The following is a 21,291-nucleotide window of genomic DNA, read 5'->3' as shown; positions in this document are numbered from 1 at the left end:
ATAGATTCCTTTAGGTGATTTCAGTAGGCACCGGCAGGGCGCGCAGCCACGGTCGAGGCAGGGGCGGTGACTTCGCTTTCTTCGTCGTCCTCTTCCAGACGCAGCAGATGCGCCGGCACACCGGTCGCCGCGCCCCAGTAATAAATGCCGGTGGCGCAAGCAGCGACGATGAGGGTGTCGAACGGATGAGCGAGGATGCCCAGGCCACCGAAGGTGCCGAGTTTCGACAGCACGATGGTCACCGCGTAGAAGGCGATCAGCCACGCCGAGGAGCGCACTTGGCTGGCCAGATTGAGGTGAGCGGTCGGCACAAAACGACCGCAGAGCAGGTACACCACGAACATCAGGATCTGCAGGCCGAGCAGCCACGACACGGTGTTCCAGCCCGACCAGTAAACGATCAGCGCGGCGATGATGAACGACACCGGTCCGAGTACACCCATGCACTTGACCCGGAACGGCCGCGGCATGTCTGGCGCATTGCGACGCAGCGCAGCCACGGACACCGGCGCCACGGCGTAGCTCAACACCAGCGCGGCGGAGACCACGTTGATCAGCGCTTCCCACGACGGGAACGGCAGTGTCCAGAATACCGACAGGGCGAAGGTCAGCCACAGTGCCGGACGTGGGATGCCGGATTTTTCGTCGATGTGGGTGAAGACTTTGAAAAAGGTCCCGGTCTGCGCCCAGCCGTAGATCACGCGCGGGGTCGCGTTCATGTAGATGTTGCCGCAACCACTTGGCGAGATCACCGCGTCGGCGACGACCAGCCAGGCCAGCCAGCCCACGCCCAGTGCCAGTGCGATGTCGCGGTACGGCAGGGAAAACTCCTTGCTGATACCGGCCCAGCCATTGGCGAGCATTTCCGTCGGGATACTGCCGAGAAAGGCCATTTGCAGCAGCACATAAATCAACGTCGACAGCAGCACCGAGAGGATCAGCGCGATGGGAATGGTGCGCTGCGGATTCTTCACCTCACTGGCCACCGAGATGATCGGTGTCAGCCCCAGATAAGCGAAAATCACGCCACCCGCCGATACCGCCATTTCGATACCGGACAAGCCGAACGGGGCGAAACCTTGCACGTGAAAGTTGGCCGGTTTGAAGAAGGTGAACAGCACGCCGATCACCAGCAGCGGCACGATGAACTTGAACACACTGACCAGATTGTTGGCTTTGGCGAAGGTCTTCACGCTGCGGTAGTTGAGCAGGAAGAACACACAGAGCAGGCCGAACTGCACCATCCAGCCGAGGATCGTCGGATCGCCAGAGCCAGCCTTGGTCAGCTCGGGAAACCACGCTGCCGCGTATTGGCGTGAAGCAACCACTTCGATCGCCACCAGACTGGAAAACGCGATCAGGGTGATGAAGCCCATCAGGTAGCCGAGCAGTGGCCCGTGGGAGTAAACCGGATAACGCACCACGCCGCCTGCACGCGGTAATGCGGCGCCGAGTTCGCAATAGACGATGCCCAGCAACAACACGGCGAAGCCGCCCAGCAGCCAGGAAAAAATCCCCGCCGGCCCGGCAATGGCGGACACATGGCTGGCCGCGAACAACCAGCCGGAACCGAAGATCGCCCCCAGCCCGATAAATGTGAGGTCGATCAGTGAAAGCTGTTTTTTGAACTTGCCTTGGCCTGACATGGCATCGCCTTCTTGTGAGTTATTGGATAGGCAGTTGTGTCACTGGGACGGCCAGACTTTGAACTTGTCGACGCTGTGGCGATTGATGTTTTGCGGCGGCTTCGATGACGAAATCAGCACAATCGCGCTGGCGAAACGTGGCCCTCGACAGGTCTTGAACGATGCTGCAATCTGCACGCGAAGGCCGCATGGCAGGCACTTTGTCCATCCACGTTATGAGGGGATTGTTTGATGCAGCAGGCTTTCTCGATCCTGTCTCAAGGCATTGATGGGCATCGTCCGCAGACACTGGAGGAACTCTTGGCCGGCGCCGCGCTGCTGTTGCCGATGCTCGATGTGATCCCCAACGCGGCGATTTTCATCAAGGATGTGCAAGCCCGTTACGTGCTCGCCAACCGCACGCTGGTGCAGCGCTGTGGCTTGAAGGATTTGCGCCCGCTGCTAGGAAAAACCAGCGCGCAGGTGTTCCCGGCGCAACTCGGGCCGGGGTACACCGAGCAGGATCGCAAGGTGCTGGAGGAGGGCTTTGTGCTGGAAGATCAGCTGGAGCTGCATCTGTATGGCAGTCGCGAACCGGGCTGGTGCCTGACGCACAAGCAACCGCTGTACAACCGTGATGGGGTGATCATTGGCTTGGCGGGGATTTCGGTGGACCTGCAATCGGCCAGTGAAACGCACCCGGCATTCGAGCGGCTGGCGGCTGTCGATGAACATATCCGCGCGAATTTCCATCGCCGCGTGACCCTCGGTGAGCTGACCCGCATTGCCGGTATTTCAGTCGCGCAACTGGAGCGTTACTGCAAACGGGTGTTCCACCTGACGCCACGGCAGATGATCCAGAAAGTGCGCCTCGAACACGCGCATCGATTGCTGCACACCGACTTGCCGATTACCGATGTGGCGCTGCAATGCGGTTATACCGATCACAGCGCTTTCACCCGCCAGTTCAAGGCATCGACTGGTTTTACCCCCCGCGAGTATCGCCACGCCACGGGGCACTAGGCCAGGACGGTCAGCCAGGCCGAGAGCAGTAACAACAACGCGAGTGCTGCGTTCATCCGCTTGAACGCCTTTGGCGATCCCATCAACCGCGCACTGCCCACACCCAGCAACGCCCAGAACGTCATGCACGGCAGCGACACCAACAGAAACGCCAGCGACAACACCAGCAGCCGCAGGGTTTTGTCGCCACCGCCGACAAACACGCTAACCACCGCCACGGCCATCATCCACACCTTGGGATTGACCAGTTGCAGCATGGCGGCGCCCAGCACGCTGAAACCTTCCCCGTGTGTATCAGCAGGGTTCAGCGATGGCGGCGCGCTTCGAAAGATCTGCCACGCCAGCCAGCTCAACCAGAGCACGCCGCCCCAGGCCATGCCTTGCTGCACACGCGGGTAGCGCAGCAACGTTTCGCCGGCACCGAGGCCAACCACCAACACAATCAGCGCCGCCGCCGCGCAGGCGCCAAAAATGATCGGCAGCGTGGCGACCAAGCCTTGGCGTGAACTGTGGCTCAACACCAGAATATTGGTCGGCCCCGGCGTGATCGAGGCAACGAAAGCAAACAGCAGGAAGGGCAATAATGACGCCATGGGCGGATTCCTTGGGAGTGAACACAGGAAGCCATGATCGCCAGTCGGTGCGCGTCAGTCTGGAAGGTTTGAGCAGCGCTTGCGGTAGTCGGCGGGAGTGAGTTGGTAGGCCCGGCGAAACCAGCGCCCGAGGTGACTCTGATCAGCAAAACCGAGCACGCTGGCGACCTGCGCCGGTGTTTCACCGCGGGCAAGTAATTGCCGCGCCTTGGCCAGCCGTAACTGGATCAGGTACGCGTGCGGCGCCAGGCCAAATGTTGTCTTGAAGGCGCGGCTGAGACGAAAACGGTCTACCCCGCAGACCTGCGCGAGATCATCGAGACCGATATCTTCATAGGTATGCGCGTGCAGATAATCCCGTGCCAGTTGCGCCACCAATGGCAGGCGCGGATCGAATTCCTGACGTTTGCGCCAGTCGAGATGGCGCGTGAGCGAACCCAGCAAACCATCGATGGCGGTCTGCCGGACGATGCGCAGATCGCCGTCATGCACCGCATGGAAAGCGTGACTGATCGCTGTGGCCAGACGCGGGTCCTGACTCAGCGTGTCGGCAAAACCGGGCTGGCTGTCGGCCGGGGCGTCTTCGAACAGCGCGTGCATTTCGCGCTCCAGCCAGTGCGGATCGAGGTAGAGCATCGAATAGGTAAAACCTTCCTCGGTCGGCGCTTGCCCATCGTGGATTTCGCCCGGCTCCAGCAGGAACACGTTGCCCGGCGTACTGCGATGGCGCACGCGGCGACAATTGAACTGCTGCACACCTTGCTCGGTGACGCCGACGAGGAAACTGTCATGCCAGTGCGGATCGTAGGCATGCCCCTCGAAGTGAGCGCGAATCGATTCAATCCCGGTGTCGACATCCTGGGACAGCTCGATCCAGTTGCGTTTATCCACGAAGGCTCCAGAGTTCGACGTTGAAAGGTGCGGCCCCATAAAATACCGCGCAATGGTCATCCACGTTTAGAAGATTTGTGCAGGTGAGGGGACTAGACTCTGTAGGTCGCAACCCCTTTGGCAGCAGGTGAAATACGATGCTCATCCGATGCTCGCTCTGGGGCCTGCTCACCTTGATCGGCCTAAGCCTGGCGCTGACCGCAGGCTGCTCCAGCCGAAAACACTATCCACCGTCGGGTGTTGGCGATGCCTGCTACGCCAAGGCCTTGCCGTCGGTCGGCGAGGGCGGTCTGGCCTGGGGTTCCAGTTTGAACATGGCGCGGCAGAAGTCGATGAACAACTGTATTCGTTATGCCGGGCGCTCAGGGGGGACGCCAGCTACCTGTCAGGTAGTGTTGGCCAAGTGTCGATAGCTTTCTGTTGACATCGTTGCTTCAGGCAAATATATAGTTGCCTAAAGCAATTATATGAGCATGGGTCATGTCCAGCAGCCATCTCCTTCAGCAAGCCGACGTTGTGCGCGGCTTCAACCGCTTCTACACCCATCAGATCGGCGTACTGCAGGAGCATCTGCTGCAAAGCGACTACTCGCTGACTGAGCTGCGCATCTTGTATGAATTGGCCTCGCGCGGTGACCTGACCAGCGCGAATCTGCGCCAGATGCTAGGGCTGGACGCCGGTTACATGAGTCGCATCATCAGCGGTTTCGAGAAGCGCGGCCTGATTGAGAAAGTCCCGTCGCCCACGGATGCCCGCGCTGCGCAATTGCACTTAACCGATCTGGGCCGGGAAATCCTGACTCCGCTGGAAAAGGCCTCCCGTGAACAGATCGTTGCCATGCTCGAACGATTGCCGGAGCCGCAGCAGAAGCAACTGATCGGCGCCATGACGCTGATTCAGACACTGCTGCAAGGCAACAAGGATTCGAACTATGTATTGCGCGATCCGCAGCCCGGTGACATGGGCACGGTGATGCAACAGCAAGCCGCACTGTATACCCGCGAATACGGCTGGAACTCAGAGTTCGAGGCGCTGGTGGCCGAGGTGGTCGCCAAGTACCTGCGCGACTACGACCCCACCTGTGAGCGCTGCTGGATAGCGGAAAAGGACGGCAAGGTCATCGGCTCCGTGTTCATCGTTCGCCAGGACGCCACCACCGCCAAACTGCGCATGCTCTACGTCGACGCCAGCGCGCGGGGCTTGGGCATTGGCAGCCGTCTGGTCGAGGAGTGCCTGCGCTTTGCCCGGCAGATTGGCTACCAGAAAATGACCTTGTGGACGACCAGCAACCTGACGGCAGCGCGCAAGATTTATCAGCAGGCCGGATTTGAATTGGTGGAGGAGGAGGCGGTTCACAGCTTTGGCAAGGATCTGGTGAGTCAGACGTGGGCGCGGGTGTTGTGATCTGTTTTTCGTCGTCGGGTGCAGTGAAAAGGCAGACGAAAAAAAACCACCTTAGCGAGGTGGTTTTTTTGTAAACCTTGGTTTGCGACCGAGGTTTGTTGCTTCACTAGCCGAACTGACGTGTGAGGATAGTATGAGCCTTTGCGCCACCTTGCAACGGTAATGGCTTTTTTTGAACGACTTTTTCCAGATCTGCTTACTCTAATAAACAGACAGAAATAACGGTTTACAAAGGCAATAGAACTCTCTGCATGAAATCCTTTTATTGAGGTTATGATGCAGGCGCTCGTATGTTGGTTCGGTAGTGAGGTCTGGCTGGAAAACTTAACAGTTTCATTCCCTTTGACACGGTTTTGCACCCGTGCCGGGATGATGGCTCAGAGGGCTTTCAACCGGCCGCCTCACTAGTCGAACTGACGTTCAGGCTGAAAGCAAGCATGGTCCGGTAAGCTTGCTGGAGGTTTGGCCCCCAGCCCTGGAGGCCAAAACGTATGAAGCTTTTGCTGCGTACGCTGAGCCTTGTATGGAGATTGTTTAAAGCCTTTCGCTTTTACGAGTTCCTGCGAGACCACTTTGACGGCCTGAAGTAACGGCCGTTAATGTGGGAAAAGCCCGTTTCAGTTTCGACTGAAGCGGGCTTTTTTTGTCCTTTTAAAGCTGTCATAAGTAGGAATTTTCTGTATCTGATTTTTTGGCGTGTAGGGCATTTCTTCCGCAAGTGTAGGCGTTGTTAAAACCACTCTGTAATCCGCAAAAAGTGTTCGATTATCGAGTACCCAAACCTTCGTCCAATTGCCCACCCTGACACTCCGGCGTACTGTGACTCGTGATGCCTGAAACCCCGTGAAACCAAAATAACGACAACAACGAGCATTTCCCATGGACAGCCATCTGCTGAGCGATCGCAGCAGCGTGTTCCGTCACGCTGACCCTTATGCCGTCTCCGACTACGTCAATCAGCACGTCGGCCAGCACTTCATCGGCCTGTCCAGGACCGCCCACCCGCAAGCCAGCCTCAACCACCGAAAACTGGCCGACCTCGATCTGGCGCGCATCAGCTATGGCGGCAGTGTGCGCGTGACCTCGGTGGCGCTAGAGACCGTTTACCATCTGCAAGTGCTGCTGCAAGGCAATTGCCTCTGGCGCGGGCACAAGCGCGAGCAGCATCTGGTGCCTGGCGAGTTGCTGTTGATCAACCCGGATGATCGGGTCGATCTGACTTACTCGGATGATTGCGAGAAATTCATCCTCAAGGTGCCGGTCAGCGTGCTCGAATCGGTGTGCGACGAGCAGCGTTGGCAGCGTCCGGCAAGTGGTATCCGTTTCCTGCGCAATCACTATCGGCTGGATGAGCTGGAAGGCTTCACCCACCTGCTGGCGATGATCTGCCAGGAAGCCGAGGCCAGCGATCCGTTGCTGCGCGTGCAGGAGCATTACGCGCAGATCATCGGCAGCAAACTGATCTCGCTGATGAACACCAACGTCAGCCGTGAGTGCCTGAGTGCACCGAACGTCAGCTTCGAGCGCATCGTCGATTACATCGAGCGCAATCTGAAACAGGATCTGCCGGCCGAACATCTGGCCGCGCAGGCGAGCATGAGCCCGCGCTCGCTGTACAGCTTGTTCGAGCGCCAACTCGGCGTCACACCGATGCAATACATCCGCCAGCGCAAACTTGCGCGCATCCACACCTGCCTCAGCGATCCGAGCTGTCCGGTACGTAACCTCACTGAACTGGCCCTGGACTACGGTTTCCTGCACCTGGGCCGTTTCTCCGAAAGCTATCGTCAGCAGTTCGGCGAACTGCCGTCGCAGACCTTCAAACGCCGCCATTGAAGCTCCCGTTAAACCCTCTATAAAACAATCCGGATCATCTGACGCGCGCCATCCTGCAAAAAACGGATAGCGATCTGCAGGATTCGGCTATTGCCCCGTGCATCGCCTCCCTAATCTGACCTGGCCTGAACAATAACAATGGAGGCCCCGGCCATGTCCCTGGGAATCGATTACCTCAATGCCATGCTTGAAGAAGACAAGGAGAAGGGTGCCTACCGCTGCAAGCGGGAGATGTTCACTGATCCGCGTCTGTTTGAACTGGAGATGGCGCACATCTTCGAAGGCAACTGGATTTACCTCGCCCACGAAAGCCAGCTCCCCAACAACAACGATTTTCTGACCACCACCATGGGGCGTCAGCCGATCTTTATCGCGCGCAACAAGGACGGTGTGCTCAACGCGTTCCTCAATGCCTGCAGCCATCGCGGCGCCATGCTCTGCCGGCACAAGTCCGGCAACCGTTCCAGCTACACCTGCCCGTTTCACGGCTGGACGTTCAACAACAGCGGCAAACTGCTCAAGGTCAAAGACCCGAGCGAAGCCGGTTACCCGCAGGGTTTCAATTGCGAAGGCTCCCACGACCTGACCAAAGTCGCGCGTTTCGAATCCTATCGCGGCTTTCTGTTCGGCAGCCTGAATGCCGATGTGAAAACCCTCGCTGAACACTTGGGCGAGTCAGCGAAGATCATCGACATGATCGTCGACCAGTCGCCAGAAGGCCTGGAAGTGCTGCGTGGTTCCAGCTCGTATATCTACGAAGGCAACTGGAAACTCACCGCCGAAAACGGTGCCGACGGCTACCACGTCAGCTCGGTGCACTGGAACTACGCTGCCACCCAGAACCAGCGCCAACAGCGCGAAGCGGGCGAAGCGATCAAGACCATGAGCGCCGGCAGTTGGGCGAAGAAGGGCGGCGGTTTCTATTCGTTCGATCATGGCCACCTGTTGCTCTGGACCCGCTGGGCCAACCCCGAAGACCGTCCCGCTTACGAGCGCCGCGACGAACTCGCCCGGGATTTCGGTCAGGCCCGTGCCGACTGGATGATCGAAAACTCGCGCAATCTGTGCCTGTACCCCAACGTTTACCTGATGGATCAGTTCAGTTCGCAGATCCGTATCGCCCGGCCGATCTCGGTCGACAAGACCGAAATCACCATTTACTGCATCGCCCCCAAAGGCGAGAGTGCCGAGGCGCGCGCCAAACGCATTCGGCAGTACGAAGATTTCTTCAACGTCAGCGGCATGGCCACGCCGGATGACCTGGAAGAGTTTCGTTCGTGCCAGACCGGATACGGCGCCGGGCGAGGCTGGAACGACATGTCCCGGGGCGCGACCCACTGGGTTGAAGGCGCTGACGCTGCCGCCGAAGAAATCGATCTCAAACCGTTGCTCTCCGGTATGCGTACCGAGGACGAAGGCTTGTTTGTGCTGCAACACAAGTACTGGCAAGAAACCATGCTCAAGGCCGCTGCCACCGAGCCACAGTTGATCTCCGTGGAGGCCGTGTGATGAGCAATCTCTACGACACCGTGCGCGATTTTCTCTACCGCGAAGCGCGCTATCTCGATGACGGCCAGTGGGATCAATGGCTGGAACTCTACGCCTGCGACGCGTCTTTCTGGATGCCGGCCTGGGACGACAACGACAAACTCACCGAAGACCCGCAAAGCGAAATCTCGTTGATCTGGTACGGCAACCGTGGCGGCCTCGAAGACCGCGTCTTCCGGATCAAGACCGAACGCTCCAGCGCGACCATCCCCGACACCCGCACCTCGCACAACCTGAGCAACATCGAAATCGTCGAGCACGGCGAAGGCCAGTGCCAAGTGCGTTTCAACTGGCACACCCTGAGCTTTCGCTACCAGGTCACCGACAGCTACTTCGGCAGCAGTTTCTACACCCTCGATCTGCGCGGCGAACAGCCGCTGATCAAGGCGAAGAAAGTCGTGCTGAAAAACGACTACGTCCGTCAGGTCATCGACATTTATCACATCTAGTCGACACGACGAGGTGCACCATGAATTTCCAGATCGCGCTTAATTTTGAAGACGGCGTCACCCGATTCATCGAGGCTGGCGGCCATGAAACCGTGGCCGATGCGGCGTATCGCCAAGGCATCAACATCCCGCTGGACTGCCGTGACGGCGCCTGCGGCACTTGCAAATGTTTCGCCGAAGCCGGGCGTTACGACATGGGCGACAATTTTATCGAAGACGCCTTGAGCGCAGATGAGCTTGCGCAAGGTTATGTGCTGACCTGCCAGATGCGCGCCGCAAGTGATTGCGTCGTGCGAGTGCCGGCCGGTTCGCAGGTGTGCAAGACCGAACAGGCGAATTTCCAGGCCTCGATCAGCGATGTACGACAGTTGTCCGAGAGCACAATCGCGCTGTCGATCAAGGGCGAGGCGCTGAGCAAACTGGCGTTTCTGCCGGGCCAGTACGTCAACCTGCAAGTGCCCGGCAGCGAACAGTCCCGCGCCTATTCCTTCAGCTCGTTGCAGAAGAACGGCGAGGTCAGCTTTCTGATTCGCAACGTGCCCGGTGGCTTGATGAGCAGCTTTCTGACCGGGCTGGCCAAGGCGGGTGACAGCCTGAATCTGGCCGGGCCGTTGGGCAGTTTTTACCTGCGCGAAATCAAGCGTCCGCTCTTGTTGCTGGCGGGCGGTACAGGCTTGGCACCGTTCACCGCGATGCTGGAGAAAATCGCCGAGCAGGGCAGCGATCATCCCGTGCATTTGATCTACGGCGTCACCAATGACTTCGATCTGGTTGAACTCGACCGCCTCGAAGCCTTCGCCGCCCGCATCGCCAATTTCAGCTTCGGCGCCTGCGTCGCCAACCCGCAGAGCGCGCATCCGCTTAAGGGCTACGTCACTCAGCACATTGAGCCGCGCCATCTCAATGAGGGCGACGTCGACGTGTACCTGTGCGGGCCGCCGCCGATGGTTGAAGCCGTCAGCCAATACATCCGCGAGCAGGGCATCACCCCTGCGAATTTCTACTACGAAAAATTTGCCGCTGCGGCTGCCTGAAATCCTTTTCCGAGGTTGTCATGAACAACAGATTCTCCAACAAGGTCGCGCTGGTCACCGGCGCGGCGCAGGGTATCGGCCGCCGTGTGTGTGAACGCCTGCTGAACGAAGGCGCGCAAGTGGTCGCGGTTGATCGCTCCGAACTGGTTCACGAAATGCAAGGCGAGGGCGTTCTCGTGCTGACCGCTGACCTTGAACAATACGCCGATTGTGCGCGGGTCATGGCCGAGGCGATCAACACCTTCGGCCGCCTCGACATCCTGATCAACAACGTCGGCGGCACGATCTGGGCCAAGCCGTTCGAGCACTACGAAGTCGAACAGATCGAAGCGGAAGTGCGCCGTTCGCTGTTTCCGACTCTATGGTGCTGCCACGCGGCGCTGCCGTACATGCTCAAGCAAGGGCGCGGCGCCATCGTCAACGTGTCGTCGATCGCTACCCGCAGCATCAATCGCGTGCCGTACGGCGCGGCCAAGGGCGGCATCAATGCCCTGACTGCGTGCCTGGCGTTCGAGAACGCCGAGCGCGGGATTCGCGTCAACGCCACCGCACCGGGCGGCACCGAAGCTCCGCCGCGACGCATCCCGCGCAGTGCCGGCGAACAGTCGGCGCAGGAGCAGGCCTGGTATCAGGAGATCGTCGCGCAAACCCTCGACAGCAGCCTGATGAAGCGCTACGGCAGCCTCGACGAACAGGTCGGAGCGATCCTCTTTCTGGCTTCCGATGACGCCTCGTACATCACCGGCGTGACCTTGCCGGTCGGTGGCGGCGACCTCGGTTGAGCACTTTTCAAGGACATTGAAATGCAGCGAGTTCTGATTGAGAGCCTGTCGACGATCATCGTCGACCTGCCGACCATCCGCCCGCACAAACTGGCGATGCACACGATGCAGAAACAGACGCTGGTGATCCTGCGCCTGCGTTGCAGCGATGGCATTGAAGGCATCGGCGAAGCCACCACCATCGGTGGCCTAGCCTACGGCTACGAAAGCCCGGAAAGCATCAAAGCCAATATCGATGCGCATCTCGCACCAGCGCTGGTGGGCATGGAAGCCGACAACATCAACGCGGCGATGCAGCGGCTCGACAAGATCGCCAAAGGCAACACCTTCGCCAAGTCCGGCATCGAAAGCGCACTGCTCGATGCTCAAGGCAAACGCCTCGGACTGCCGGTCAGCGAGCTGCTCGGCGGCCGCGTGCGTGACAGCCTCGAGGTGGCCTGGACTCTGGCCAGCGGCGACACCGCCCGCGACATCGCCGAAGCAGAGCAGATGCTTGAAGCACGCCGCCATCGCATCTTCAAATTGAAGATCGGCGCCAATCCGCTGGAGCAAGACCTCAAGCACGTCGTGGCGATCAAAAAAGCCTTGGGCGAACGCGCCAGGCGGGTCGACGTCAACCAGTATTGGGATGAATCCCAGGCGATTCGCGGCTGCCAGGTATTGGGTGACAACGGCATTGACCTGATTGAACAGCCGATCTCGCGGGTCAATCGCTCCGGGCAGATTCGCCTGAATCAGCGCGGCCCGGCACCGATTATGGCCGACGAATCGATCGAAAGTGTCGAAGACGCCTTCAGCCTCGCTGCCGACGGCGCCGCCAGTGTGTTCGCCCTGAAAATCGCCAAGAACGGCGGCCCGCGTGCCGTGCTCAGAACCGCGCAGATCGCTGAAGCCGCTGGCATCGCGCTGTACGGCGGCACCATGCTCGAAGGCTCCGTCGGCACGCTGGCCTCGGCGCATGCCTTCCTGACCCTTAAGAAACTGACTTGGAGCACCGAGCTGTTCGGCCCACTGTTGCTGACAGAAGACATCGTCATCGAAACGCCGCAGTACCGCGATTTTCACCTGCACATCCCGCGAACTCCGGGCCTTGGCCTAGCGCTGGATGAAGAGCGTCTGGCGCGTTTTCGTCGCCATTGAATCAGGAGAACCAGCATGTTGTTCCACGTAAAAATGACCGTGAAATTGCCCGTCGATATGGATCCGTCACTGGCCAATCGGCTCAAGGCTGACGAGAAGGAACTCGCGCAACGCCTGCAACGCGAAGGCGTATGGCGGCACCTGTGGCGCATTGCCGGGCACTACGCCAATTACAGCGTTTTCGATGTGCCGAGCGTTGAGGCGCTGCACGACACGCTGATGCGCTTGCCGTTGTTTCCCTACATGGACATCGAGGTGGATGGCCTGTGCCGGCATCCGTCGTCGATGCACAGCGACGACCGCTAATTCTGAGCTCGCCGCATTTTCCTTGTGGGAGCGAGCTTGCTCGCGAAAGCGGTGAGCCAGTCGCCATAGATGCAGGATGACACAACGCATTCGCGAGCAAGCTCGCTCCCACAGGGGAAGTGCGCTGAGTAAGAGAACTGCGCCGAAAAAAACAAGATGAGGTAAACCACCATGACCGTGAAAATTGCCCACACCGCCGAACTGCAAGCCTTCTTCAAAGAAGCCGCCGGTCTTGCCAACGATGACGGTAACTCCCGGCTGAAAACCATCGTCCTGCGCATCTTGCAGGACAGCGCGAAAATCATCGAAGACCTTGAAATCAGCGAGGACGAGTTCTGGAAATCGGTCGATTATCTCAACCGTTTGGGCGCTCGCTCGGAAGCAGGACTGCTGGTCGCCGGCCTTGGCCTGGAACATTTCCTCGACCTGTTGCAGGACGCCAAGGACGCACAGGTCGGCTTGACCGGCGGCACGCCGCGCACCATCGAAGGCCCGCTGTACGTGGCTTGCGCACCGTTGTGTGAAGGTGAGTGCCGAATGGATGACGGCAGTGAGGAGGGCGTCGCCACGGTGATGCTTCTTGAAGGTCAGGTGTTCGATCTGCATGGCCAGCCATTGGCCGGTGCCACGGTTGACCTGTGGCATGCGAACACCAAGGGCACCTACTCGTTTTTCGACTCGAGCCAGTCCGAATACAACCTGCGTCGCCGCATCATCACCAACGCCGAAGGCCGTTACCGCGCTCGCAGTATCGTGCCGTCCGGGTATGGTTGCGATCCGCAAGGGCCGACCCAGGAATGCCTGAACCTGCTCGGCCGCCATGGCCAGCGCCCGGCCCATGTGCACTTCTTCATCAGTGCACCGGGGCATCGGCACCTGACCACGCAGATCAATCTGTCGGGTGATCAGTATTTGTGGGATGACTTCGCCTATGCGACCCGTGAAGGGTTGGTCGGGGAGGTGGTGTTTCGTGAGGACGCGGCGTTGGGGCGCTATGCCGAGCTGAAGTTCGACTTCCAGTTGCAACCGGCGCCGGACATCAGTGCCGAACAGCGCAGTCAGCGGCCGCGTGCGTTGCAAGAGGCTTGATACCGCGTCGTCTGATTCCCTCACCCTAACCCTCTCCCAGAGGGAGAGGGGACTGATCGGGGTGATCTTGAGTGCTACGTCGACCTGAACGTTTTGTACCGAATCCAACCCGGTCGTTCAGGTCGGTGCATAACGCTAAACAACTCGGTCGGCTCCCTCCGGGAGAGGGCTGGGAGGGTACTGACCGAGGCGATATTTAGTGCTACGCCGACCTGAACAGTTTGTGCCGAATCCATAATCGACTCGGTCGTTCAGGTCGATGTATCGCGATACACACCTCGGTCGGCTCCCTCTCCCTCCGGGAGAGGGCTGGGGTGAGGGGAAATCAGGCCTAAGGTAATGCGAAAAAGATATTGGCTCAGCGTTTTTAAGATCGTTTAGTTTTGATTTAACGACGAATCAAAACGCATCAAACCGATAGACCCCCGATTGCCATGACGGCACACGCTGAATCGATCACAGGTTTTTCAGGTTTGATTCACACGGGAGTGAATCATGCCGCATACCCTCGACATCACCGCATTACCGACGCTGGACCTGTCGCTGTTCGAAGGCACGGCACAGCAGCGTTACGAGTTTCTTGAAAACCTGCGCCACGCCGCCCGCGATGTTGGCTTCTTCTACCTGACCGGTCACGGCATCGACAGCGCTTTACTCAAGCGCGTTCAGGCTCATGCTCAGCAGTTCTTCGCCTTGTCCGACAGCGAGAAAACCGCCGTTGGCATGATCAATTCACCGCACTTTCGCGGTTACAACCGTGCCGCCTCGGAGATCACCCGTGGCCAGCCCGATTTGCGTGAACAGTTCGATCTGGGCGCCGAGCGCGAGGCGCTGCCCTTGACGGCGGACAGCCCGTTCTGGGCGCGGCTGCAAGGTCCCAATCAATGGCCGGCGGCATTGCCGGAACTGAAACCGTTACTGCTGGAATGGCAGGAGGCGATGACGCGGATGTCATTGCGCCTGCTGCGCGCCTTCGCTCAGGCACTGTCGCTGCGCGCCGATGCTTTCGATCAACTCTACGGCGACAAACCCAACGAACACATCAAACTGATGCGCTATCCCGGCCAGTCCAGCGAGTCGAGCCATCAAGGTGTCGGCGCGCACAAGGACTCCGGTTTCCTCAGCTTTCTCCTGCAAGACCAGCAGGCCGGTCTGCAGGTCGAAATCGAAGACGGCCGCTGGATCGACGCGTTGCCGCGCGAGAACACTCTGGTGGTGAACATCGGTGAACTGCTCGAGCTGGCCAGCAACGGTTATCTGCGCGCTACGGTGCACCGGGTCGTATCACCGCCCGAGGGCAGTGAACGCCTGTCCATCGCCTTCTTCCTTGGCGCGCAACTCGACGCCGTGGTGCCGCTGTATCCGCTGCCCACCGCACTGTTACGCGAGGCGCGCGGGCCGGCCAGTGATCCGCTCAACCCACTGTTTCGCGATGTCGGCTGGAACTACCTCAAAGGTCGTTTGCGCTCGCATCCCGATGTCGCGCAGCGCTTCTACGCCGACGCGCTGCTGCCGCCACCGCCCGTTCGCAAATCTGCCTGACTCATCACTCGCTCAAGGACTCCGCACATGATCAAGAAAGCAGGTTTGACCCTGGCCGTGCTCGGCGCGCTGCTGACGTCGTTCAGTGCGCAGGCGCTGGAGCCGTTGCGCGTCGCCGCCGACCCGGTGCCCCACGCGCAGATTCTCGCGTACATCCAGAAAATCGATCCGCAGCTCAATCTCAAAGTCATCGAGATCCCCAACGGCGTGAACTCCAACGAGCTGTTGGTACACGGTGACGTCGATGCCAATTACTTCCAGCACCTGCCGTACCTGAAATCACAGGAAAAAGCCCTCGGTGAAAAACTCGCGGTGGCGGCCACGGTGCATATCGAGCCCTTGGGCATCTATTCACATCGACACAAAAGCTTCGCCGACGTGCCGGTAAAAGGCACCGTCGCCGTGCCTAACAACGTCACCAATCTGAGCCGGGCGCTGTACCTGTTGCAGGACAATGGCCTGATCAAACTCAAACCCGGCTTCAACGATCCGGCGGCCGATCAGGCAACGCCCAAGGACATCGCCGAAAACCCCAAACAGCTGAAGATTCTGGAGATCGAATCGCCGCAGATTCCGCGCTCGCTGGACGACGTCGATCTGGCCGTGATCAACGGCAACTACGCGTTGGACGCAGGTCTGGTGCCGGCCAAGGATGCCTTGGGCCTGGAGAAGGCGGAACACAATCCCTACGCCAACATACTGGTGACGACGCCGAAGCTTGCGCACGACCCGCGCATCGCGCAACTGGCCAAAGACCTGACGTCGCCAGAGGTCGCCAAATACATCACCGACAACTTCGCCGGCTCGGTGATCCCAGTGGCAGGCGGCAAGCCATGATTACCGTCGAGCAGTTGAGCAAGACCTATCCTTCGGCCGCGCAACCGGCACTCGATCAGGTCTCGCTGAGCATTCCCAACGGCGCGGTCTACGGGATTCTCGGGCGCAGCGGTGCGGGTAAATCGACGCTGCTACGCTGCCTCAATCTGCTCGAACGACCGGACAGCGGACGCATACTGCTCGATGGCATCGACCTGACGATGCTGTCGGTCAGCGAACTGCGCCAGCAGCGCCAGCGCATCGGCATGATCTTTCAAGGCTTCAACCTGCTGCATTCGCGCACGGTGTTCGACAACATCGCGGTGCCGCTGGAGATCGCCAAGGTGGGCAAGCCGTGGCGTCACGTGCGGGTTCGCGAACTGCTTGATCTGGTCGGTTTGAGTGACAAGGCGCAGGCCTTTCCCTCGCAGTTGTCCGGCGGGCAGAAACAGCGCGTCGGCATTGCCCGCGCTCTGGCTGCTGAACCGGCGTATCTGTTGTCGGACGAGGCCACCAGTGCGCTCGACCCGGAAACCACAGCATCCATCCTTGAGCTGCTGCGCGATATCAATCGGCAACTGGGCGTGACCATCGTGCTGATCACCCATGAACTGGAGGTGGTCAAGTCGATCTGTGACCACGCCGCGTTCATGGCCAACGGACGTCTGGTCGAGGCTGGGCCGGTGCCGCGGCTGCTGGCCGATCCGCAGTCACAACTAGGCGCATCGCTGCGGCCGACCTGCGGCTTGCCGTTGGGTCACGATGCACCGGGCCTGAGTTTTCTAAAACAATACGGTTTACGGGCGGCGCACTTATGAACCGCACGGTCAACCGGGATGAAATCCTGCAACTGGTGTTCAACGCCACCGGTGAAACCCTGTACATGGTCCTGCTCGCGGGGCTGTTCACGCTGCTGATCGGTTTGCCGCTGGGCGTGTTGCTGTTTATCAGTCGCCGCGACGGACTGCTGCCGATGCAACGCTTGAATGCCGTGCTGGGTGGCGTGGTCAACCTCGGCCGTTCACTGCCATTCGTGGTGATGCTGATTGCCCTGATCCCGCTGACGCGGCTGGTGGTCGGCACAACGCTGGGCAGCACTGCCGCTGTGGTACCGATCACCATCGGCGCCTTTCCGTTCTTCGCACGCATCGTCGAAAACGCTCTGGACGAAGTCGACAAGGGCCGCATCGAAGCGATCCTCGCCATGGGCGGCGACATCGGCCATGTGATTTTCAAAGTGTTGTTGCCCGAAGCGCTGCCGGCATTGCTTGCGGGTATCACGCTGACGCTGGTGATGCTGATCGGGTTTTCCTCGATGGCCGGCGTGATCGGTGGTGGCGGGCTGGGTGATCTGGCGATCCGTTACGGCTATCAGCGATTCAACAATGAAGTGATGGTTGCCACGGTGGTGGTGTTGGTGATCCTCGTTCAGGGCGTGCAAAGCCTGGGCGATCGATTGGTTCGTTCGCTGGCGCATCGCCGCTAAGGAATTGTATGAGTGTGCCGGTCGCTGTGGTTCGCGAGCCACTGATTCGTGTGCGTGAGTTAAGCAAAATATTTGGTGCGAGCCGGGCGCTTGATGCCGTCAGCCTGGATATTTATCCCGCCGAAGTGGTGGCGCTGCTCGGTGCCAATGGCGCGGGCAAGTCGACCCTGGTGAAGATCCTGGCGGGCAGCCAGACTGCCGACGCTGGCGAGATCTGGCTGGAGGGCGCGCCCCGCCATTTCAGTTCGCCGCTGTCGGCGCGGCGCTTCGGCATTGTCGCGGTGCACCAGCAGATCAACGAGGGCATCGCACCGGGTTTGAGCGTCGCGGAAAACCTTCTGCTCGATGAACTGTGCAAGCCGGACGCGGTCTTCTGGCTCAATCGTAAACGCCTGCTGGAGCGCGCTGCGAGCATCGCCGCCGGGCTGGGTTTGACCTTGCCGCTGGAGCAGCCAATCGAACATCTCGGTCAGGCCGAACGGCAATTGGTGGTGCTTGCTCGGGCCTTGGCCTTGCAACCGCGCCTGCTGATTCTGGACGAGCCCACCGCCGCGCTCTCCGATGCCGAAGCGCAGCGTTTGTTTGGTTTGATCGACACCTTGCGCAGTCGCGGTGTGGCGATTCTGTACATTTCCCATCGACTCTCCGACCTGCAACGCGTGGCAGATCGCGCCATCGTTCTGCGCGATGGCCAGTTCGCGGGCGAGTTCACGGCACGGCAGTTACCCGAAGCGGTGAGCGCCATGCTCGGGCAGGCGCTGGCCGAGCATGTTTACCAGCCGTGCGTGGCCGGTCGCGAGGTGTTGAAACTCAACGCCCTGCAAATCCTGCCGCGATCCGCTGCGTTTGATTTGACCCTGCACGAAAACGAAGTGGTGGTGCTCACCGGGCTGTTGGGCGCCGGTAAAAGTGAAATCGCCGAGGTGCTGTTCGGCCTGCGTAAAGCCACCTCGGGCCGCGTGCAACTGGATAACGCGGACTGGCGTGCGGACTCACCGCGTCAAGCCATTCAAAGCGGGGTTTTCTTCGCGGCCGAAGATCGCGCCAGTCAGTCGCTGGTACCTGATTTCTCTTTGCGTCGCACCCTGACTTTGCCGTTTCTTGAACGCTTTACCCGCGGCGGTTTCATCCGCAACCGCGCAGAAGCGGCAGCGGTGACAGCGCAAGTAGCCGCGCTCGGGATCAAGACTGCCGGCATCGATGAGCCAATGACCGCGCTGTCGGGTGGCAATCAACAGAAAGTCGTGCTCGGCCGCTGGCTGCTCGGCGAGGGGCGGGCATTGATCCTCGATGAACCCTTTCAAGGCGTCGACGTACGCGCCCGTCGCGATATCGGCCAACTGCTGCGCGACAGCGCCAAGGGCCGCGCGACGCTGGTGATTTGCGCCGACGTCGATGAGGCCCTGGAAATCGCCGACCGCATCCTGCTGGTGCGCGATCACGCCGTGGTTGCCGAGTACCCGCGCGCCGGCCTCAATCGTGCTGATCTGGTCGCTGCATTGGCCGGCAGCGACGTGACCGAACATCCCCCTCAAGCCACGCCAAGGAGCAGAGCGAGTGCCTGATTCAAGTTCACTGTTATCGACCGGGCCGGCACGCGCCGAACGTCTGCTGCACGGGTTGATCCGCTACGGCCTGTTATGGCTGCTGGCGCTTATTGTGGTTTTTTTCAGTCTGGCCGAGCCGGCATTCCTGCGCGTCGGCAACCTGTTCAGCATCCTGCAATCAGTGTCGATTGTCGCGCTGCTGGCGCTGGGCGTGACGCTGACCATGGCCGTCGGCGGCCTCGATCTGTCGATTGGCGCGGTGGCGGCGATGAGTCTGATGATCGCCAGTTACGTGATGGTCGTGCTCGGCTGGGGCGCGGTGCCGGCGGTGTTGATCAGTCTGGCGGGTGGGGCGTTGGTCGGTCTGCTGAATGGCTGGCTGATCGTAAAATTGCGGGTGCCGGACATTCTCGCGACGCTGGGGAGCATGTTTCTGGTGATCGGCGTGCAACTGATTCCCACCGGTGGACGCTCGATTGCAGTGGGCATGACCTTGCCCAGCGGTGAGGAAACCGAAGGTACGTTCAGTGCCGCGTTTCTGGCGCTGGGGCGCGGGCGATTGTGGGAGGTCGTGCCGATTCCGGTATTGATCGCGGCGGTGGTAGCGGTGGCTGTGTGGCTGTTTCTCGAACGCACGCGCATTGGTCGTTTGTTCTATGCCATCGGCGGCAACGAGCAAGCGGCGCGACTGGCCGGTGCGCCGGTGCAGCGCTTCAAGTTATTGGCTTACGTGCTTTCGGCGTTGCTCGCATCGCTGGGCGGATTGTTGCTTGCGGCGCGCTTGGGCCGTGGTGACGTCAGTTCGGGCAACGGTCTGGTACTGGATGCTCTCGGCGCGGCGCTGATCGGTTTTGCCGTACTCGGTGCGAAGAAGCCCAACGCCTTCGGCACCCTGGTCGGTGCGCTGCTGGTGGCGGCGCTGCTCAACGGCCTGACCATGCTCAACGCGCCGTATTACGCGCAGGATTTCGTCAAGGGACTGGTTTTGGTGCTGGCCCTGATGTTCACCTTCGGCCTCGCGCATCGGGCGCGTTGAGCCGCTTCATTCAAGGATGTTGTATGCACGGTTCAATCACCCAGTTCGCCCGTCATTGCCTCGCCGGTGCGTTGTTTTCGGCGATGGCGCTGAACGCTCAGGCCAAAGCCTTGCCCGGTGCACCCGCGCCGTTCGACAAAGGTCAGGTACAGATTGCATTGGTCGGTTATTTGTTCTCCGGGGACTTCCCCGAGGCGTATTTGCGTGGCGTGGAAAAACAGACCGAAGCGCTCGGTGTCAATCTGCGGGTATTCGATGCCCGGCAGCAGGCGGCGAGCCAGGGCGAAATGATCGATCAGGCGATCGATCTCGGCGTCGACGGCATCATCGTCCAGCTCGGCTTGGCCGAAACCCTGAAAGCACCGATCGACCGGGCGATTGCCAAAGGCATCAAAGTCGTCGCTTTCGATGTCGATCTGAACACGCCGCAAGTGACCCAGGTCGAGCAGGATCACCATGCGCTGGCGCGTTTGGCCCTCGATCAAGCCGTGAAGGATAACGGCACGAAGTTCGATGCCGGCTATGTGTACATCAGCGGTTTTACGCCGATGGAGCGGCGTGACGAGATCTGGAGTCAGGTGAAGAAGGCCAATCCGGGGATCGTCGAGAAGGCCCGCTTTGGCACGCTGAATCCGCCGATTGCCAACTCCGTTGCTGATCAGGCCAGCGCCGTGCTTCGAGCCAACCCCGGTATCAGCGTGATTTTTGCGCCGTTCGATGAGTTCGCCAAAGGCGCGAAAATCGCCGTTGACGAGGCGGGGCTGACGAGCAAGGTGAAGATCTACAGCGCCGATATTTCCACCGCTGATATTCAGATCATGAAAGAACCGGACAGCGCCTGGGCGGCAACGGCCGCGGTCAATCCGCAAGTGGCGGGGGCGATCAGCGTGCGCAGTCTGGCGATGTTGATTGCCGGGGAAAATCCGGGGCATCAGGTGTTGGTGCCGCCGACGCTGATTACCCGTCAGCAGTTGCTGGATCTGGATGTGAAGAATGTTCGTGACCTGGCGCAGAAGCTCCCGAGCTTCGGTGATACCGCGAATGTCGCGCGGGCACCGTGGATTCCAGTGGCTAACTAGAACATTTGCCACGACATCGCCCATGTGGGAGCGCGTAGTTGCGGAAACTGAGGGAGTTCTGGAGC

The 21,291-nt window shown here is 60.0% G+C and carries 21 protein-coding genes; 18 read left to right on the top strand and 3 right to left on the bottom strand.

Annotated elements, in window-relative coordinates; all coding sequences use genetic code 11:
- Positions 1-20 precede the first annotated feature (20 nt).
- Positions 21-1,646, bottom strand: coding sequence for an APC family permease (locus tag ACZ0A4_RS11200; RefSeq protein ID WP_463574704.1), 1,626 nt, complete (start codon positions 1,644-1,646; stop codon positions 21-23).
- A gap of 231 nt (positions 1,647-1,877) precedes the next feature.
- Here ACZ0A4_RS11200 and ACZ0A4_RS11195 point away from each other — a divergent pair, with 231 nt between their 5' ends.
- Positions 1,878-2,648, top strand: a complete 771-nt coding sequence (locus ACZ0A4_RS11195) for a PAS domain-containing protein (protein WP_463574703.1) — start codon at positions 1,878-1,880, stop codon at positions 2,646-2,648.
- Here the strand turns inward: ACZ0A4_RS11195 and ACZ0A4_RS11190 are convergent.
- Entirely contained in the window at positions 2,645-3,241 is a 597-nt protein-coding gene (locus tag ACZ0A4_RS11190; RefSeq protein WP_463574701.1) for a LysE family translocator, read from the bottom strand. The genes ACZ0A4_RS11195 and ACZ0A4_RS11190 overlap by 4 nt on opposite strands.
- Positions 3,242-3,295: 54 nt before the next feature.
- Entirely contained in the window at positions 3,296-4,132 is an 837-nt protein-coding gene (locus tag ACZ0A4_RS11185) for an AraC family transcriptional regulator (protein ID WP_463574699.1), read from the bottom strand.
- Positions 4,133-4,269: 137 nt separating this feature from the next.
- On the opposite strand from ACZ0A4_RS11185, the gene ACZ0A4_RS11180 reads away from it, so the two are divergent.
- The 17 genes from ACZ0A4_RS11180 to ACZ0A4_RS11100 all read left to right on the top strand — a co-directional run bounded on the left by ACZ0A4_RS11180 (position 4,270) and on the right by ACZ0A4_RS11100 (position 21,226).
- Positions 4,270-4,545 carry a hypothetical protein gene (locus ACZ0A4_RS11180; RefSeq protein ID WP_463574697.1) on the top strand — a complete coding sequence of 92 codons (276 nt, stop codon included), beginning with the start codon at positions 4,270-4,272 and terminating at the stop codon, positions 4,543-4,545.
- 67 nt (positions 4,546-4,612) lie between these two features.
- Entirely contained in the window at positions 4,613-5,536 is a 924-nt protein-coding gene (locus ACZ0A4_RS11175) for a bifunctional helix-turn-helix transcriptional regulator/GNAT family N-acetyltransferase (RefSeq protein WP_463574695.1), read from the top strand.
- A gap of 879 nt (positions 5,537-6,415) precedes the next feature.
- Positions 6,416-7,372 carry an AraC family transcriptional regulator gene (locus ACZ0A4_RS11170; protein ID WP_463574693.1) on the top strand — a complete coding sequence of 319 codons (957 nt, stop codon included), beginning with the start codon at positions 6,416-6,418 and terminating at the stop codon, positions 7,370-7,372.
- A gap of 153 nt (positions 7,373-7,525) precedes the next feature.
- Entirely contained in the window at positions 7,526-8,881 is a 1,356-nt protein-coding gene (gene benA, locus ACZ0A4_RS11165) for a benzoate 1,2-dioxygenase large subunit (protein ID WP_463574692.1), read from the top strand.
- Positions 8,881-9,369 carry a benzoate 1,2-dioxygenase small subunit gene (gene benB, locus ACZ0A4_RS11160; RefSeq protein ID WP_463574691.1) on the top strand — a complete coding sequence of 163 codons (489 nt, stop codon included), beginning with the start codon at positions 8,881-8,883 and terminating at the stop codon, positions 9,367-9,369. The genes benA and benB overlap by 1 nt, the downstream gene beginning before the upstream one ends.
- A gap of 20 nt (positions 9,370-9,389) precedes the next feature.
- The gene (gene benC / locus ACZ0A4_RS11155) at positions 9,390-10,403 is read left to right on the top strand and encodes a benzoate 1,2-dioxygenase electron transfer component BenC (protein ID WP_463574689.1); all 1,014 of its coding nucleotides are present in this window, start codon (positions 9,390-9,392) and stop codon (positions 10,401-10,403) included.
- Positions 10,404-10,423: 20 nt separating this feature from the next.
- Positions 10,424-11,185 (top strand): 1,6-dihydroxycyclohexa-2,4-diene-1-carboxylate dehydrogenase, encoded by a 762-nt coding sequence (locus tag ACZ0A4_RS11150; RefSeq protein ID WP_463574687.1) that lies wholly within the window; start codon positions 10,424-10,426, stop codon positions 11,183-11,185.
- Between the two features lie 21 nt (positions 11,186-11,206).
- Complete coding sequence (locus ACZ0A4_RS11145; RefSeq protein ID WP_463574685.1) at positions 11,207-12,325, top strand: muconate cycloisomerase family protein; 1,119 nt, start codon at positions 11,207-11,209, stop codon at positions 12,323-12,325.
- 15 nt (positions 12,326-12,340) lie between these two features.
- Complete coding sequence (gene catC / locus ACZ0A4_RS11140; protein ID WP_463396569.1) at positions 12,341-12,631, top strand: muconolactone Delta-isomerase; 291 nt, start codon at positions 12,341-12,343, stop codon at positions 12,629-12,631.
- 171 nt (positions 12,632-12,802) lie between these two features.
- On the top strand, positions 12,803-13,720 hold the full coding sequence (gene catA / locus ACZ0A4_RS11135) for a catechol 1,2-dioxygenase (protein ID WP_463574683.1): 918 nt from the start codon (positions 12,803-12,805) through the stop codon (positions 13,718-13,720).
- Positions 13,721-14,215: 495 nt separating this feature from the next.
- Complete coding sequence (locus tag ACZ0A4_RS11130; protein WP_463558622.1) at positions 14,216-15,262, top strand: isopenicillin N synthase family dioxygenase; 1,047 nt, start codon at positions 14,216-14,218, stop codon at positions 15,260-15,262.
- A gap of 27 nt (positions 15,263-15,289) precedes the next feature.
- Positions 15,290-16,099: a MetQ/NlpA family ABC transporter substrate-binding protein gene (locus ACZ0A4_RS11125; protein ID WP_463574681.1), complete on the top strand. Its 810-nt coding sequence runs from the start codon at positions 15,290-15,292 to the stop codon at positions 16,097-16,099.
- A complete protein-coding gene (locus ACZ0A4_RS11120) occupies positions 16,096-16,896 on the top strand; it encodes a methionine ABC transporter ATP-binding protein (RefSeq protein ID WP_463574679.1) in 801 nt (266 codons plus the stop codon). The genes ACZ0A4_RS11125 and ACZ0A4_RS11120 overlap by 4 nt, the downstream gene beginning before the upstream one ends.
- Positions 16,893-17,564 carry a methionine ABC transporter permease gene (locus ACZ0A4_RS11115; protein ID WP_463574677.1) on the top strand — a complete coding sequence of 224 codons (672 nt, stop codon included), beginning with the start codon at positions 16,893-16,895 and terminating at the stop codon, positions 17,562-17,564. The genes ACZ0A4_RS11120 and ACZ0A4_RS11115 overlap by 4 nt, the downstream gene beginning before the upstream one ends.
- An 8-nt stretch (positions 17,565-17,572) precedes the next feature.
- Entirely contained in the window at positions 17,573-19,129 is a 1,557-nt protein-coding gene (locus tag ACZ0A4_RS11110) for a sugar ABC transporter ATP-binding protein (RefSeq protein WP_463574675.1), read from the top strand.
- A complete protein-coding gene (locus ACZ0A4_RS11105) occupies positions 19,122-20,147 on the top strand; it encodes an ABC transporter permease (protein ID WP_463574673.1) in 1,026 nt (341 codons plus the stop codon). Before ACZ0A4_RS11110 ends, ACZ0A4_RS11105 begins: the two co-directional genes overlap by 8 nt.
- 23 nt (positions 20,148-20,170) lie before the next feature.
- Positions 20,171-21,226: a substrate-binding domain-containing protein gene (locus ACZ0A4_RS11100; RefSeq protein WP_463574671.1), complete on the top strand. Its 1,056-nt coding sequence runs from the start codon at positions 20,171-20,173 to the stop codon at positions 21,224-21,226.
- The last annotated feature ends 65 nt before the right edge of the window (positions 21,227-21,291 follow it).

It is taken from the genome of Pseudomonas sp. AC172, assembly GCF_979258595.1.
Note: the sequence above shows the minus strand (reverse complement) of the source record. Positions and strands in the feature narration are given on the sequence as shown.